A 17,902-nucleotide genomic window follows, 5' to 3' on the forward strand; every position below is an offset into this window, starting at 1 on the left:
AGATAAGTAAAAACATATAAAAGGAAATTGTATGTAAATTTTAAAAGTATATTATGGTAATGTTTGATTGGTTGCTTATCTTCATTGACTTTAAAATTCAACATCTGTATAATGGTATTTGCTATAAACAAATTATGCAGAATTTTGGGTTTTTATAAATAATATAGTAAAATAATTAAATAAAATGTAATAATTTTTTAAATATAAGATATAGGATTTTATTTTCGATTGAAAAACATAGGAGGGGTAGGTATCAATATCGTAGTAGTAAGTCAACATTATTACCCGGATAATTTTAGAGTCAATGATATCGTAAAAGAATTAGTGAACCAAGGACATCAAGTTAAGATGATAACCGGTTTGCCTGACTATACAACTTCTAAAGTACCTAATGAATACCGCTTTTTTAGAAAGAGAAAAGAAGTAATCGATGGCGTAAATGTAATTAGAGTTCCAACAATTTCAAGAAGAAAAGGCGTAATTTTTAGAGCCTTAAATTATATGTCATTTATTATATCAGGATATATTTATGCATGTTTTTGCAGTAAAAAAGACATAGATGGCATTTTTGTCTATCAAACTTCGCCAGTATTTCAAGCAATCCCTGCAATTCGACTCAAAAAACGAGCAAGGTGTAATTTAACTTTATATTGCTGTGATTTGTGGCCAGAATCTTTAAAGGCATGGAATGTAAAAGAAGACTCCTTGCTTTTTAAAGTGGTTAAAAGAATGAGCAGTAAGATATATCGTGCATGTAATACTGTAGCTATTACTTCTACACCATTTAAGGAGTACTTAATAGAGGTATGTGACGTTGATTCAGAGAAAATTCAGTATTTACCCCAACATGCTGAAGACTTGTATCAAAGTATTCAAGGACAATACATAGATAACAACTGTATTGATTTTATGTTTGCAGGAAATATTGGTTCCGTTCAAAATGTGGATTGTATTTTAAAAGCAATTCCTAATGTAAAGACGAACCAGAAATTTCATGTACATATTGTCGGTGATGGTTCAGAATTAGATAATTGCATTCAATTATCCAAACAGCTTAATGTTGAAAACAGAATTACATTTCATGGTAGACGTTCATTGAAAGAGATGGAGAAGTTTTATTTAATGGCAGATTGTCTATTACTCACATTACGCGGGGGCGATTTTATAGGAATGACACTTCCAGCCAAATCTCAGGGCTATTTAAGTTGTGGAAAACCCCTAGTTGGAGCTATTGACGGTGCGGGAAAAGAGATGATTATCAAAGCTGACTGTGGATTATGTGGACAAGCAGGCGATGATAAAAAGCTAGCACAAAATATGACAACATTGATTGAAAGCTTTGATCAATACAAACAAAAAGGTAAAAATGGGCGAGCTTTTTATGAACAAAATTATCGGAAAGAAATTTTTATGAATAATTTAATTGGAATATTATAGGAGATAGTGAAAGATATGTTTGAAGGAAAAACACTTTTAATCACCGGAGGTACCGGCTCTTTTGGAAACGCAGTATTGGATCGATTTTTAGAAACCAATATTAAAGAAATTCGTATTTTTTCAAGAGACGAAAAGAAACAAGATGATATGCGTCATGAATATAATAATGATAAAATCAAGTATTATATTGGAAATGTGAGAAGTTTATCTAGTGTAAAAAGCGCTATGTATGGAGTTGATTATGTTTTTCATGCTGCGGCATTAAAACAAGTTCCATCCTGTGAATTTTTTCCTATCGAAGCTGTAAAAACAAATGTTATTGGTACTGATAATGTTTTAACAGCTGCAATAGAAGCAGGAGTGAAAAAAGTAATCTGTTTATCAACAGATAAAGCAGCTTATCCAATAAATGCTATGGGAACATCTAAAGCAATGATGGAAAAGGTTTTTGTAGCAAAGTCAAGAACAGTAGACCCTAAAAAAACATTAATCTGCGGAACGAGATACGGAAACGTAATGTGTTCTCGTGGTTCTGTAATTCCATTATTTATTGATCAAATAAAAGCAGGTAAGCCATTAACAATAACAGAGCCTAAAATGACACGCTTTATCATGAGCTTAGAAGAAGCTGTTGAATTAGTGCTATTCGCATTTAAAAATGCTCAATCCGGAGATATCATGGTACAAAAAGCACCAGCTTGTACAATAGAAGTATTAGCCCAAGCTGTAAAAGAATTGTTTCATGCTGATAATGAGATCAAAGTAATCGGTATTCGTCATGGCGAAAAAATGTATGAAACACTACTGACAAATGAAGAATGTGCAAAAGCTGTTGATAGAGGCAATTTCTATCAAGTATCAGCGGATAAGCGCGATTTAAACTATGATAAATATGTAAGCGAGGGCAATAGCAACCGCAATGGTCTAACAGAATTTAATTCAGATAATACACAGAGGTTATCTGTTGAAGAAGTAAAAGAAAAATTGTTAACTCTACAATATATACGTGATGAAATTGCTGCATGGGAAGCAGAAAAATCCAGTATGTAGAATGGGAGTAGTTATGAAGATATTAGTTACAGGATCAAAAGGCTTTGTAGGTAAAAATTTAATCACAGAGCTTAAAAACAGAGGATATACAGATATTTTTGAATATGATATGGATACAAATAAGGCACTCTTAGAGCATTATGCAAAAGAGTGCAATTTTGTGTTCCATCTAGCAGGTGTAAATCGTCCTGAAAATGAAACAGAATATATGAAAGGTAATTTTGGTTTTACAACTGAGTTACTCAATTTATTGACGAAAAATAATAATTCTGCTCCTATATTAGTTACATCGTCTATTCAAGCGCAACTAGATAACGCATACGGACGTTCTAAAAAAGCAGGCGAAGATTGTATTTTTTCTTATTCTAAAGAGACAAAGTCAAAAGTATATGTTTATCGCTTACCCAATGTCTTTGGTAAATGGTGTAGGCCGAATTATAATAGTGCGATTGCGACTTTTTGTAACAATGTTGCAAATGGATTGCCGATTACTGTTAATGATCCGAATGTAATTATGAACTTAGTTTATATTGATGACGTAGTTGCAGAATTTATCAGCGCTATGGAAGGTCATGCAAATTTACTGGATCAATTCTGCGCTGTACCGGTTACATATAAAGCAAAGCTTGGTTATATAGCAGATACAATTCGCTCTTTTAGCGAGTATAAAACAAATCTTTATATTCCAAATGTGGGAAATGAGCTTGAGAAGAAGTTGTATAGTACTTATTTAAGCTATCTTCCAACCGATCAATTCAGCTATCCTTTAAAAATGAATGTTGACGAGAGAGGCTCTTTTACTGAGATTATTCGTACTCCTGACAGAGGACAATTTTCTGTTAATATTTCTAAACCTGGCATTACAAAAGGGAATCATTGGCACCACACCAAGAATGAAAAATTTGTTGTAGTAAAAGGAAAAGGACTCATTCAATTTAGAAAAATTGGAACAGATGAAGTTTTAGACTACCACGTAACAGGCGAAAAAATAGAGGTTATTGATATACCAACAGGATATACTCATAACATAATTAACGAAGGTGAAACTGATATGGTTACCTTTATGTGGGCAAATGAAGCCTTTAATCCAGATAAGCCTGATACGTATTTTGAAAAAGTATAACAAAGGAGTATATTATGTCACAGCTTAAAGTCATGACTATTATTGGAACTCGACCAGAGATTATTCGCCTTTCTGCGGTAATTAAAAAATGTGATAAGTACTTTAATCAAGTATTAGTACATACTGGTCAAAACTATGATTATGAATTAAATCAAGTGTTTTTTGATGATTTAGGCTTGCGTGCACCTGATTTTTATTTAGATGCAGTAGGAATAGATTTAGGAGAAACAATAGGCAATATTATTGCAAAATCATATAAACTTATGGTGGAAGAACAACCAGATGCTCTTTTGATTTTAGGAGACACGAATTCATGTCTTTCAGCGATTGCAGCAAAACGTCTTCATATTCCTATTTTCCATATGGAAGCTGGAAACAGATGCTTTGATGAATGCCTTCCTGAGGAAACAAATCGTAGAATTGTTGACCATATTTCTGATGTTAATATGTGCTATAGTGAGCATGCAAGAAGATATTTAAACCATGAAGGTACTGCAAAGGAAAGAACATATGTAACAGGGTCTCCTATGGCTGAAGTACTTCATCAAAATTTGGAGCAAATTCAATCTAGCGAAATTCTTAAGAAGTTAGGTCTTGAAAAAGGCAAATATATTCTTCTATCTGCTCATAGAGAAGAAAATATAGATAATGAAGAAAACTTTATCAACTTAATGAACGCTGTAAATGCAATGGCAGAAAAATATGATATGCCTATTTTATATTCATGCCATCCAAGGAGTGCGAAGTATATCGAAAAGCGTGGATTCCAGTTTGATCCTCGTGTCATTCAAAACAAACCACTAGGTTTTCATGATTACAATAATCTGCAAATGAACGCATATGCTGTGGTTTCTGATAGCGGTACATTACCTGAAGAATCAAGCTTCTTCTTATCAGTAGGACATCCATTCCCAGCTATTTGTATTCGAACTTCAACAGAACGTCCTGAAGCGCTTGATAAAGGTAACTTTATCCTTGCAGGGATTACAACAGAACAAGTACTACAAGCAGTAGATACTGCGGTAGTAATGAATAATGATGGCGATTATGGTATTCCAGTACCGAATTATACAGACGAAAATGTTTCTACAAAAGTAGTAAAGCTAATTCAAAGCTATACTGGTGTAGTAAATAAAATGGTGTGGAGGAAGTAGAAGTGGTAGACTTAAAAGAGTTTCATGATGTGTTACTGGAGATATTAATTGAGTTTGATAGAATATGTAGAAAATACGATATTAAATATTCTTTAGCTTGGGGAACTCTTCTAGGAGCGGTTCGTCATCAAGGCTTTATTCCTTGGGACGATGATGTCGATATTATTATGCCTAGAAAAGATTACGAGAAGTTCTTGAAACTTTCTTCACAAGAGTTGAATAATAACTATTTTCTTCAATCCATTAACACCGAAACTGCTTACCAATATAATATAACACGTATACGAAAAAATAATACAGCTATGATATATAGTAATTGGAAGAATGCTGGATTTCATCAAGGTATTTATATGGATATTTCTCCGATTGATCATATTCCTGATGATGAAAAATTATTTGCAAAACAAAAACGAAAGATCATTTTTTTAACACCAATTCGTGCTGCAAGAAATAAAGATGTGTTTTTTAATTGTGGGCTTAATTTAAATAAATTCGTCAAATCAATCTTATATGTTGTGCTGAATTGTTTTCCAAGAAAATACTGTCAAAGAAAAGAATATGAAGCGATAACAAAATATAATGATTCGAGAACAAAAAGAGTTGGATTAATATCTGAAGGTGGGGTTTTATTAAACACTCCTGCTGATTTGCGGCCTTTTGATAGCAAAGTCTTAGATGAGTTTGTTGATATTGAATTTGAAGGTCGTCAATTTTTAGCAACGAAATATTATGATGAAATGTTGAAATTTTGGTATGGGGATTATATGCAGTTGCCACCAAAGGAGCAACAAGTAATGTTTCATCAGCCAGAAATATTTAGTACTAACAGGAGTTATAAGGAGTTTTTATAAAGGAGTAGAAGTTTGAAAGTATTATTTATTACAAATTTTGAGGCACCGTATAGAATAGATTTTTATAATGAATTAACGAATTATATGGATTTAACTGTCGCTTTTTTTGATTCAAAAGAACAACAAAAAGGAAGATGTTCTGAATGGTTTGTAGAGGTAGAATATAAATTCAACCACATATTATTAAAACAATCAAAGTTTTTGAACGGACATATTTGTTATGGCGTAAAAGAACTTGTTTTAGATAAAAGTTATGATTTAATTATGTTAGACTCTTACTGTGAATATACCGGGATGTATGCAATAAAACAACTAAAAAAATATGACATACCTTTTGTACTAGAGGCAGATGGTGGGTTTGCTAAGTCTGGTAAGGGCTTTAAAGAATTACTTAAGAAAAAACTAATTTCTTCTGCAACTTGGTGGATTGGAACTGGTGAAGCAACAACTCAATATTTGGAGTTTTATGGTGCAAAACGAGAAAATACATATTCCTATCCGTTTACCACCGTAGCCCAAAAAGATATTGTGACAGGTTTAATTACAAAAGAAGAAAAACAAGTTATCAAACAAGAATTTGGCATAACTGAAGAAAAAGTAATCTTAAATGTAGGACAATTTATTCCTCTTAAAGCAAACGATATTTTAATACAAGCATGTAAGAATTTAGATAAATCGATTGGAATTTATCTAGTTGGGGGAAAGCCAACACAAGAATATCTTGATTTAAAAGATAAATATGGCCTAAGCAATCTTCACTTTATAGACTTTATGGTAAAAGATGAATTGATTAAATATTATAAAGCTGCTGATGTATTTTGTTTTCCAACTCGTGGTGATGTGTGGGGATTGGTTGTTAATGAAGCAATGGCGCAAGGTCTATCTGTTATTACAACTGATCGTTGTATTGCTGGTTTAGAGCTAATAAAAGATGAAGAGAATGGGTATATAGTTCCGGTTGACGATGTAAAGGCATTTACAGAAAAACTCAATATCATACTCAATAATGATGATTTAGCCAAGACGATGTCACAAAATAATATTGAAAAGATCAAACAATATACAATTGAGAATATGGCAATAAGACACAAAGAAATCTTTGATGATATATTAAAAAGCAAAGGAAAATAAAATGAATATCTTATATGTATCTCGTGCTTGTCCAAATGAATTATATAAGCAATTGTCGCATAAACCTAGCCAAGCAGCAACAAAGTTTAATTATCTTGTTGCGAAAGGCTTTGCTAAAAATGGTCATTTCGTCAAATGTTGTTATGTTGATAAATTTGATAAACATATAAGAAAAAACACTACAAGCTTTCGTACTTATCAGGATTCACAACATAGTAATTTATCATTCATGGTACGAAACTATAATAATGTTGGTGGATTGTCTCCATTTAAGGGATTGTTTCAAACAATAAAGCTGTATTGGAATTCTATGAATGAAAAAGATAGCGTGCTCGTTTGCGATTACTTATGTTACATACAAAGTATGTTAGCTCTCATAGTTGCGAAACTGAAAGGACGAAAAACAGTGTGCATTTGTACGGATTTGCCGCAAGATGTAGCTGGAAACCAATCAAGTTTATTAGGAAGAATCAAGCAAAGTATATTTTCTTTTGTAGGAAATTTTGTTTTAAATAGATTTCGCTATTATGTTCTTTTAACAAAGCAAATGAATGAAAAGTTAAGCAAGCACGCAGCAAAGCGACCATTTGTTGTGATAGAAGGATTAGTTGACTCGGATATGAGTTCAGTTGAAAATAATTTGCAAGATAAAGATAAAAAAAGAATACTGATATATGCTGGAAGTTTGCACAAAATTTACGGTATCAAAGAACTTACTGAAGGCTTTTTACAAGCAAATATCGGTAATGTTGAACTACATATTTACGGTAGTGGAGATTTCAATAATGAGTTAGAAGAAATTTGCAAGACTACAGATCAGATTAAGTATTTTGGTGTAGTTTCTAATGAAGAAATTATTCAAAAGCAATTAAAAGCAACGCTGTTGGTTAATCCACGACCGACAAACGAGGAATATACTAAATATTCTTTTCCTTCTAAAAATATGGAGTATATGGTGTCAGGAACACCGGTCCTTACAACAAAGCTTCCAGGAATGCCAAATGATTATTTAGAATATGTCTATACCATTGATAACGAATCTTCTTTTGGAATAGCGGAAATATTAAAACAACTTTTGTTGAAAGATGAATGTGAGGTGCACGCTAAAGGAATTCGTGCAAAAGAATATGTATTGAATGAAAAAAATGAAGTACAACAATCCAAAAAAATAATAGCTTTAATAAATGAAAGAGGATAATTATGTTTCAATTTGGAGTAAGGCAATATGAGTTTTCAAAAAACAAAATAGTAAATGAATCTATATTATATTTGCTTATATTTTTCACAATTGCATTAAGTCGCGATACTTTGTATACGTATGCAAAATTTAATTTCTTTATTACATTTATAACTTACATTGGGATAATAGCAATATGTGGAATTGTTTTATTGATTAAATATTATAAGCAAGGCTATGTGTTTAGAGAAAAAGCAACATGGTTTATACTGTTTTACATTGTTGCCATATTATTAAGTTCGTTAATTAAACTTGATTTTCAGCTTTATGTTCTTTCAATATTATTTTATATTGGCGTTGCTTATTTGTTTATTCATATCTTTACTTTTGATGATTTTTTTAAGAAGTTTTCTAATTTATTGTGTATTTTAGGAGTCTATTCGCTAGTTTGCTGCTATGTACTAAGACCTTTTCTTTTTAAAAATTTCGATAGTATTCCACTTGTTACAAATTCTGTCGGATTACAATTTTTCGATTTGGAGTTAAGTTTTGTTGTCCCTATAAAAACTTACTTAAGAAATTTTGGTATATTTAGGGAACCAGGAGTGTATGGAATATTTATTAATATAGCTTTACTATACGAGCTCATATATAATCCCCAAAAATATCGTTTTATTCATATTGTAATATTGTTGCTGACTTGTGTAAGCACTTTTTCACCGCCAGCAATTGCAGTAACAGGGTTATTTGTGTTAGTTGGAATAATAAAAGCTATATTGGAAAAACGATTATCAAAAAACCAATTGATGATTATTTGTGGCGTTTTACTTTTAGCTGTTATTATATTCATTATTGCGTGTTGTTTGAATTACCATCTATATATGTTAGTTACTGAAACAGTAAAGAAACTTGTAACGGTTAATGATTCTACCTCAGCGAGAGGAAATTCTTTATTTAAAGATATTAATCAATTTTTGCATAGCCCAATTTGGGGAAATGATTTTTCAGTAGTGTTAGCTGATAAAACATACAGTATAGCATCTACTACAGGCTTTTTTGCTCTTTTCGGTTTACTTGGAGGTACATTTCATATCTTATCTTTTTGGCTAATTGTAAAGAAAGATGCCAACAAACTGTGGCTTAAATTCACATTACTATTCGGATTGTTGATTTTATTTAATACACAGTTTATAGTCGGAAATCCAATTTTTTGGATATTTTCCTTTAGCTCATTCATGTTAAGAGATAATGAAAATGATGAGGAAAATCAATTTGATATAATAAAAAGTTTTAGAGAGAAGAGTCTTAAATTGAAAACAGGCTTTACTATTAAAAGTGTTAAGGAGTAAATATGAAGATATTATGGGTAAGTAACGTTGTGCTACCAGATGTAGGAAAAGCACTTGATATCGATTATGCAAATGCAGGGGGCTGGATGAAAGCTATTATTCCAGACCTAGCTAAAAAACAAAATATTGAGCTCTTTGTTGCCGCTCCATATAGCGGGGATAAGATATTAAAAGTGTATATAGACAATGTAAACTATATAGTATTTCCAAGAGACCAAACAGATAGATCTTGGCTACAAATTATTCCTGATATAAGGCCAAATATTATTCATCTACATGGAACAGAATTCAGTCATGGTAAAATTCTAATGGATATTTTCCCTAACGAAAAATACGTTACATCAATTCAAGGCCTAGTAAGTATTTATTCATATCATTATAAAGCATTTATACCACATCGTATTGCTACTAGAAAGTCAATACGTGATTTCTTAAAACAAGATTCGATTAAACAACAATCAAGAAAATTTATGAAACGTGGTTTAATTGAAAAAGAAATTTTATCAAAAACAAAGCATATTATCGGGCGTACAAACTGGGATAAAGCGTGTGCTTATCAAATTAATCCAAATGCAGCGTATCATCATTGCAATGAAAGCCTTAGAGAAAGTTTTTATAATAATAATTGGGATATATCAAAATGTGAAAAACATTCTATATTTTTTTCACAAGCCACATATCCAATTAAAGGCTTACATCTAGCATTGATGGCTTTGCCACAAATCTTAAAGGATTTTCCTGATTCGCACTTATATGTTGCAGGAGATAATATCACAAAGAATGAGACATTAAAACAGAAACTAAAAATTTCTTCTTATGGGAAATATCTAAACGAGTTAGTTTATAAATTAAAATTGAAAGAACATATTACCTTTTTAGGTAATTTATGCGAGGAGGATATGTGTGAGCGCATGATGAATTCCCATGTGTTTCTATCTGCTTCTAGTATAGAAAACAGCCCAAATAGTTTGGGCGAAGCGATGCTGCTTGGCGTACCTTGCATAAGCTCTGATGTTGGTGGTGTAACGAATATGATGAAACATAATACTGAAGGTTATATTTATCCAGCTGATGAGTATTACATGATTTCTTATTATGTGAAAGAGATTTTTGATAACCCTGATATTGCTCTTCAATTTTCTGAAAAAGCAAAAAATCATGCAAAAAATACTCATGATAAAATTAAAAATATCGATGAGTTAATTCAAATATATAAAAAAATATAAGAATAGGGGAGAGTATATATGTCTGATATTAAAACATTCATACTATTTAGCCCAGCAATATCGTCATTAAATATTGGTGATGAAATAATCGTAGATTCCTGTAAAAAATATTTAAAACCACTATTACATAATTCTTATGTAGTCGAATTTGCAACCCATGTTCCTGTTACGAATATGTATATGTCGTTTATTGGAAATATTAATCATAAATTTGTATTAGGAAGCAATTTGTTAATGCCAAAAATGAATCAGAGTTTTAGACAATGGGATATAAAGTCATCAAATATCAATGCGATAAAACCAATAATAACAATGGGCGTAGGTTGGCACTCATATTCAGGAAAATCAAATCATTATACAGAAAAATTGTATAAAAGTTTATTTAACCATGAGTATATAAATAGCGTTAGAGATCAGTATACTGTAGAAAAGCTTCGCAGTATAGGTGTAAATAATGTAATTAACACCGCGTGTCCATCACTATGGGGATTTACTGATGAATTTTGTGATAGTATACCGACAAAAAAATCTGATACTGTTATTTGCACACTTACAGACTATAGGCCAGATGTGGAAAAAGATAAAGAACTTTTAAGTATTCTTTCTAAGAATTACAAACGTGTTTTATTATGGGTTCAAAGCCAAGGCGATATAGAATATATTTCTCAAGTCATTACGGATGATAAGATAGAAATTGTTTCACCATCTTTAGCGACATATGATAGTATTTTAGCTAATAACGATGTGGATTATGTTGGAACTAGATTACACGGTGGGATTAGAGCTCTACAACATAAAAAACGTTCATTTATAGTTGCTGTTGATAATCGTGCCAATGAAATACACAAGGATTGTGGGCTACCCATTATACAAAGAGAAAATTTAGAAAAGCTAGAGGAAGTTATTAATAGTGAACAAAAAGTATCTATTGACTTGCCTAGAGAAAATATAAGAAAATGGTTAGCGCAATTTAATATTGAGTACTAACTTTTAGGAGTGGACAAAATCAATAAGTATAAAAAGCTATTCTCAGATACAATGTTGTTTTCGTTTAGTGTGTTAGTATCAAAAGTTTTGTCTTTTTTTATGCTACCACTATATACTAACAGACTTACAACTCAAGAATATGGAACCATTGATTTAGTAGTAACCACAGCATCATTGTTAATTCCAGTCTTGACTTTAAGTATTACTGATGCTGTATTAAGATTTTCATTGGATAAAGATTCAGATCCAATGATGATATTTTCGATAGGACTTAAATTTTTAGCTTTTGGAGTAGTGCTTGCAATAGTAATATCCTTAATAGCGATGATATGTGGATTTGATATAAAATTATGTATGGTGTTTGACTTAATATTTATAACAAATTCTATATACACTCTGCTCAGTCAGTTTGTGAGAGGTATTGGTAGGGTCAAAGTGTTCGCGTTGAATGGAATAATATCAACTAGTGTGACAATAGGATTTAATATCCTTTTTTTAGTAGTTTTTAAAGCGGGCATATATGGATACTTATCTTCAATTATTATATCGGAGTTTATATGTATCATATATATGAGTTGCACGATAAATATAAAACAATATATTTCTTTCGAAAAAAGAGATAAAGAAAAACAAAGAGAAATGCTAAAGTATGCTACACCACTAATTCCAAATTCAATTTCTTGGTGGGTAAATTCGCTTTCTGATAGATATATTATTGTTGCGTTGTGTGGGGTAGGAATCAATGGTATATATTCTGCAGCTTGTAGATTACCTACGCTTGTTTCGACAGCTGGGGATATTTTTATGCGAGCTTGGCAGCTTTCAGCAATAAGTGAATTGAATAGTAAAAACCGCAACGAATTTTATAATTTAATATATAAATACTATAATTTGGTGCTTGTTTTTTGCTGTTCAATTGGAATTATGGCAACGCCTTTACTTGCTAAAATTTTATTTGATGTTAAATTTCAATCAGCTTGGAAATCTGCAATTTTCTTGTTAATTGGTGCTGTATTTTCTGCGCTTAATGGTTTCATTGGTTCGTTATTTACAGCTACAAAGAATTCTAGAAGTTTATTTATTTCTACTTTAATAGGTGCCTCTACAAATATTCTATTAAATTTTATGTTAATTCCAATTTTAAATGAATGTGGGGCAGCAATTGCTACTATGACTAGTTTTTTTATTATCTTAATTGTAAGAGGAAAACTATTAAAAAGTGAATTTCCTGAGTTCAAAGTTTTTAGGATTAAGTTTATACTTGGCTATATATTGTTAATAGTTCAAGCTTCGGTCATGTTATGTACTATTAATAATATATTTGTACTTAATGTTATTATATCTTTACTCATCATATTTTTGTTTTCAAAAGATATTTTCTTATTGCTAGAAAAAGCTTTATTTAAAAGCAGATTACGTCTTAATAAGTAAGTTCATCTCGTTCATGAGTTAGTATGCAGTTATATATTGAATACGTGTAATTGTAGCATTGCTAATTATCAAAGGTATTTTAAACTTTGTGATATCGGTATTAGTTTTTTATTATAAATTTCAAAAGTAATGAGTTTTGTAATATAAAAAATATATTAGCAAATTATATCCAAAAATTCCGAACACGAAAGTAATAAAAGTGAACAAATAATCATTATCCACTTTACTCATTTATGTAAATCATCATGAGGTATAATATGATTTTCAATTCCATGTCTTTCTTAATATTCTTTCCTATAGTAACTGTTGTCTATTTTCTAATTCCTCATAAAATAAAATGGATTTGGTTATTGGTAACCAGTTATTTTTTCTATATGTGTTGGAATCCCCAATATGCAATTTTAATTGGGTTTTCAACTGTAATTACATATTTAAGCGGTATATTTATAGAAAAGTTAAGAAAAATACCAGACATCAAAAAATCTAAGAGGTTAATGCACCTAGTGGTGTATTTATGCTTGGCCATTAACTTAGGTCTATTATTTTTCTTTAAATATTTTGACTTCGCAATAGATAATATTAATATAGCACTTTCTTTATTGAACTTATCATTAGTGCAACCCGAGTTCGATGTTTTATTACCTGTTGGTATTTCCTTTTATACATTTCAAGCGTTAAGTTATACGATTGATGTTTATCGTGGGGATATTTATGCAGAACGTAATATTGGAAAATACGCGTTATTTGTATCATTTTTTCCACAGTTAGTAGCCGGACCTATTGAGCGTTCTAAAAATTTATTAACGCAAATTAACGATAAACACAATTTTGATTATACAAGGGCTAAGCTCGGATTACAGCTCATGCTATGGGGTTTATTCCAAAAAATCGTAATTGCAGATAGAGTTGCTATTATTGTGAATAATGTATATGGGAATTACTCTAATCAATCAGGTATCGTTTTAATCTTGGCGACAATTTTATTCGCAGTGCAAATTTATTGCGATTTTTCAGGCTATTCGAATATGGCAATCGGTGCAGCTCAAGTAATGGGATTTAAGCTTATGGATAACTTCAATCGTCCTTATTTTGCTCGATCCATTAAAGATTTTTGGCATAGATGGCACATATCGCTTAGCTCCTGGTTTAGAGACTATTTATACATACCGTTAGGCGGAAGCCGTTGTTCCAAAGAGAGAAAGTGTTTTAACCTAATGGTTACATTCCTTTTGAGTGGATTATGGCATGGAGCGAGTTGGAATTATGTTGTTTGGGGCGTATTACACGGTTTTTATCAAGTATCTGGTGAAATTTTAACACCGGTGCGAAGTAAAATTAAAAAAGCTTTTAAAGTAAATGAAAGTAGCTTTGCTCATAGACTATTTCAATGCGTATTTACATTTATATTAGTTGATATAGCATGGATATTTTTTAGAGCACCTGGAGTAAAAGCTGGATTATCAATTGTTAAAACAATGATTACAAATTTGAATTTAAATGCTCTTATTGATGGAACTTTGTATACATTTGGGGTATCACAATCTCAGTTCACTACAATGCTCATAACAATTGTTGTACTATTCATAGTTTCTTCATTGCAAAGGAAGTATAAATTGAGAGAAAAATTACAACAACAACCTTTATGGTTTAGATGGATGATATATTTTATTGCTATCAATAGTATTTTATATCTTGGTGTTTATGGATCTGAGTATGCTCAAACACAATTCATTTATTTCCAATTCTAAAGGGGAGGGACTAAACTTGGCTAAAAAAAGTTGGATTTTTCGAAGTATTATATTTATAGTAATAATGCTTGTTTGGATTTTCTCTGTTATTTTACCTCAATACAGTAAAGGCTATAATGCATCAATGATTGATAAATATGATCGTCTTAAAAGTGTGAAAGAACCGAAAATAATACTCGTTGGTGATTCTAATGTAGCATTTGGATTTAATTCAAAGTTAATTGAGGAACAGTTCAATATGCCAGTTGTTAATATGGGATTACATGGTGGACTAGGGCTCACATTACATACAGATATTGTAAAAGGGAACATCAACAAAGGTGATATTGTAGTTGTATTACCAGCGCAATATGATTTCCCAAATGGAATTAGTGATGCTGTGCTTGCGTGGCAAACGATAGAGAATCATTTTTCTTTATGGTCGAAAATAAGATATCAAGACTATGAAAAAATGATTGAAGCATTTCCGACTTATTTAAAAAAAGCAGTTGAACTATCGTTCCCAAATTGCTTGAGCCGTTTGAAGTTTTGGAATCGTGAAACAACCCCACCTCCACCAAAGAGTGTTTACTCACGAGCGGCTTTTAATGAATATGGTGATGTAAAGTTTGAACGTTCGAAAAATATAATGAAAAACAGGCATCTCGCTGAAGCAGGATTTAGACGAGGTCAAATATCCAAAGAGCTTATGCAGTATTTAAATGAGTATCATAAATATGTTGAATCTCAAGGGGCAACACTCTTTATGGGAGTTCCACCAATAATGCAAGAGATTTTTGAAATGACTGATGAAGAACTTGCCGATTTTCAAGAGGAGTTAGAAAATAGTATTCAATTTGAATTGATTTCTGATTTTAATAATTATATTTATTCAGAGACCTTGTTTTATAATACCAATCTTCATTTGAATGATAGAGGTGTTGAAATTAGGACACAACAATTTATTAAGGATCTAACTAAAGCAGTTAAAAACTAGTAAGATTTACTGCCTTATTGGTAATTTCTTAGATTGTTAGAAAGATAAAAATCAAAAATTAGAGGTTAAAAAAGTCAATCAATCTTTATATTGAAATAATAAAATATAACCAAACCACGAAAGGACATACAAAATGAATACATCATTAGTAATCATGGCTGCTGGAATTGGATCACGATTCGGTGGCGGCATTAAACAACTTGAACCAGTTGGCCCTAATGGAGAAATCATTATGGATTATTCTATCCATGATGCAATCAAAGCAGGATTTAATAAAATTATATTTATAATACGCAAAGATATAGAAGATGATTTTCGTGAAGTCATCGGTAATCGTATTGAAAAGATTTGTAGAGAATTAAATGTAACAATGGAATATGCATTCCAAGCATTAGAGGATGTTCCAAAAGGCGTTTCTTTACCAGAAAATCGTAAAAAGCCATGGGGTACAGGACAAGCTGTTTTATCTTGTAAAGGGTTAATTAAAGAACCATTTGCAGTCATTAATGCAGATGATTATTATGGTAAGGAAGCATTTTATAAAATCCATGAGTTCTTACTGTCATATACAAATTCAGAACCAAACAAGCTATGTATGGCAGGCTTTATCTTGAAGAATACACTAAGTGAAAACGGTGGAGTTACAAGAGGTATTTGTCAAGTCAATGAAGAAGACTATTTAACTAATGTTGTTGAGACACATGATATTGTGAAAACTGATAAAGGTGCAGCAGTAAACGGAAACGAAATTGATGTCAATTCATTTGTATCAATGAATATGTGGGGGTTAACCCCAGAGTTTATTGATATTCTTGCAAATGGATTTGTTGAGTTCTTTCAAACGATTGATGGCAACGAGCAGAAAGATGAGTATTTGTTGCCAGTTTTAGTTGGACAATTACTGCAAGAAGATAAAGTATCGGTAAAAGTTTTAAAGACTTCTGATGAATGGTTCGGTGTTACCTATAAGGAAGATAAAGATTATGTAATAGATTCTTTTAAGAAACTAATTGCAATTGGTGCATATTCTGAAAATTTATTTGAAGATTTATTAGGATAGATTTAGAATAAAATATTTGGCAAAGGAGATAACCCATGAAGGTTTTAGTCACTGGTGGTGCTGGATATATCGGTAGTCACACATGTGTAGAATTATTGAATGCAGGGTTTGATGTCGTTGTTGTAGATAACCTCTATAATTCAAATGTAGAAGCGATTGCTCGTGTTGAAGAAATAACAGGTAAAAAAATCACTTTCTATCAAGAAGATATTTGCAATAAAGATGCTCTCGACACTATCTTTTCAAAAGAGAATGTGGACGCTGTTATTCATTTTGCTGGCTTGAAAGCAGTGGGCGAGTCTGTAAGAGAACCTCTTGCATATTACGAAACGAACATTGCTGGAACAATGACTTTATGCAAGGCTATGAAAGAAGCAAATGTCAAAAATATAATTTTTAGTTCTTCAGCTACAGTTTATGGAGATCCTGCTTTTATACCAATAACAGAAACTTGTCCAAAGGGTATTTGTACAAATCCATACGGGTGGTCCAAATGGATGGTAGAACAAATATTAACTGATTTATATACATCAGATAATAGCTGGAACGTAGTATTGCTAAGATATTTTAATCCTGTTGGTGCACATGAAAGTGGTAAGATTGGTGAAGATCCGAAAGGAATACCAAACAATCTTATGCCATATATTTCGCAAGTTGCAGTAGGTAAGCTATCTTGCTTAGGCGTATTTGGTGATGATTATGATACACATGATGGCACAGGCGTGCGAGATTATATTCATGTTGTGGATCTTGCAATAGGGCATATTAAGGCTATAAAACAGTTTCAAAATAACGGAGGAGTTTATACATATAACTTAGGAACAGGCATAGGTTATTCTGTTCTTGATATGGTAAAAGCCTTTGGAAAAGCTTGTGGAAAAGAAATACCTTATGAAATAAAGCCTCGTCGTGCTGGTGATATAGATAAGAACTATTGCTCGCCTGAAAAAGCAAAAGATGAGCTTGGATGGCAAGCAACCCGTAGCTTGCAAACAATGTGTGAGGACTCATGGAGATGGCAAAGTAATAATCCAAACGGATATGAGAAATAGATTATCTAATTTGTGACAGTAACTGGAGTACTTGTCTAATCTCAAATACCTGTTCACTACCATACAAAATAAGAACGTATAGTAGAGATGCTATACGTTCTTATTTTGTTTTTCCCCCCACATAAGGTCTTAGGGTTACCCTAAACAAGC

15 protein-coding genes are annotated in these 17,902 nt (G+C 31.6%); all 15 read left to right on the plus strand.

Going from position 1 to position 17,902, the window contains the following annotated elements; all coding sequences use genetic code 11:
- Window positions 1–228 precede the first annotated feature (228 nt).
- The 15 genes from RBG61_RS13215 to galE all read left to right on the plus strand — a co-directional run bounded on the left by RBG61_RS13215 (window position 229) and on the right by galE (window position 17,752).
- Window positions 229–1,437 carry a glycosyltransferase family 4 protein gene (locus tag RBG61_RS13215; protein WP_307944305.1) on the plus strand — a complete coding sequence of 403 codons (1,209 nt, stop codon included), beginning with the start codon at window positions 229–231 and terminating at the stop codon, window positions 1,435–1,437.
- Window positions 1,438–1,452: 15 nt separating this feature from the next.
- Window positions 1,453–2,487, plus strand: a complete 1,035-nt coding sequence (locus RBG61_RS13220) for a polysaccharide biosynthesis protein (protein ID WP_307944306.1) — start codon at window positions 1,453–1,455, stop codon at window positions 2,485–2,487.
- Between the two features lie 13 nt (window positions 2,488–2,500).
- Window positions 2,501–3,610 (plus strand): NAD-dependent epimerase/dehydratase family protein, encoded by a 1,110-nt coding sequence (locus tag RBG61_RS13225; RefSeq protein ID WP_307944307.1) that lies wholly within the window; start codon window positions 2,501–2,503, stop codon window positions 3,608–3,610.
- Between the two features lie 14 nt (window positions 3,611–3,624).
- Entirely contained in the window at window positions 3,625–4,764 is a 1,140-nt protein-coding gene (gene wecB, locus RBG61_RS13230) for a non-hydrolyzing UDP-N-acetylglucosamine 2-epimerase (protein ID WP_307944308.1), read from the plus strand.
- A gap of 2 nt (window positions 4,765–4,766) precedes the next feature.
- Entirely contained in the window at window positions 4,767–5,615 is an 849-nt protein-coding gene (locus tag RBG61_RS13235) for a LicD family protein (RefSeq protein ID WP_307944309.1), read from the plus strand.
- A 12-nt stretch (window positions 5,616–5,627) separates the two neighbouring features.
- Window positions 5,628–6,746, plus strand: a complete 1,119-nt coding sequence (locus tag RBG61_RS13240; RefSeq protein ID WP_307944310.1) for a glycosyltransferase family 4 protein — start codon at window positions 5,628–5,630, stop codon at window positions 6,744–6,746.
- 1 nt (window position 6,747) lies between these two features.
- Window positions 6,748–7,944, plus strand: a complete 1,197-nt coding sequence (locus RBG61_RS13245) for a glycosyltransferase (protein WP_307944311.1) — start codon at window positions 6,748–6,750, stop codon at window positions 7,942–7,944.
- 2 nt (window positions 7,945–7,946) lie between these two features.
- A complete protein-coding gene (locus RBG61_RS13250) occupies window positions 7,947–9,272 on the plus strand; it encodes a hypothetical protein (RefSeq protein ID WP_307944312.1) in 1,326 nt (441 codons plus the stop codon).
- Between the two features lie 2 nt (window positions 9,273–9,274).
- Window positions 9,275–10,498 (plus strand): glycosyltransferase family 4 protein, encoded by a 1,224-nt coding sequence (locus tag RBG61_RS13255; RefSeq protein ID WP_307944313.1) that lies wholly within the window; start codon window positions 9,275–9,277, stop codon window positions 10,496–10,498.
- Window positions 10,499–10,516: 18 nt separating this feature from the next.
- Window positions 10,517–11,485, plus strand: coding sequence for a polysaccharide pyruvyl transferase family protein (locus tag RBG61_RS13260; protein WP_307944314.1), 969 nt, complete (start codon window positions 10,517–10,519; stop codon window positions 11,483–11,485).
- Window positions 11,486–11,494: 9 nt separating this feature from the next.
- Window positions 11,495–12,916, plus strand: coding sequence for a lipopolysaccharide biosynthesis protein (locus RBG61_RS13265; protein WP_307944315.1), 1,422 nt, complete (start codon window positions 11,495–11,497; stop codon window positions 12,914–12,916).
- A 257-nt stretch (window positions 12,917–13,173) separates the two neighbouring features.
- Window positions 13,174–14,664 carry an MBOAT family O-acyltransferase gene (locus tag RBG61_RS13270; RefSeq protein WP_307944316.1) on the plus strand — a complete coding sequence of 497 codons (1,491 nt, stop codon included), beginning with the start codon at window positions 13,174–13,176 and terminating at the stop codon, window positions 14,662–14,664.
- Between the two features lie 16 nt (window positions 14,665–14,680).
- Window positions 14,681–15,640, plus strand: a complete 960-nt coding sequence (locus RBG61_RS13275) for a hypothetical protein (RefSeq protein ID WP_307944317.1) — start codon at window positions 14,681–14,683, stop codon at window positions 15,638–15,640.
- Between the two features lie 133 nt (window positions 15,641–15,773).
- The gene (locus tag RBG61_RS13280; protein WP_307944318.1) at window positions 15,774–16,700 is read left to right on the plus strand and encodes a nucleotidyltransferase family protein; all 927 of its coding nucleotides are present in this window, start codon (window positions 15,774–15,776) and stop codon (window positions 16,698–16,700) included.
- A 35-nt stretch (window positions 16,701–16,735) separates the two neighbouring features.
- Window positions 16,736–17,752, plus strand: coding sequence for a UDP-glucose 4-epimerase GalE (galE, locus tag RBG61_RS13285; protein ID WP_307944320.1), 1,017 nt, complete (start codon window positions 16,736–16,738; stop codon window positions 17,750–17,752).
- The last annotated feature ends 150 nt before the right edge of the window (window positions 17,753–17,902 follow it).

Origin of the sequence: Paludicola sp. MB14-C6, assembly GCF_030908625.1 — a bacterium.
GTDB lineage: Bacteria > Bacillota > Clostridia > Oscillospirales > Ruminococcaceae > Paludihabitans.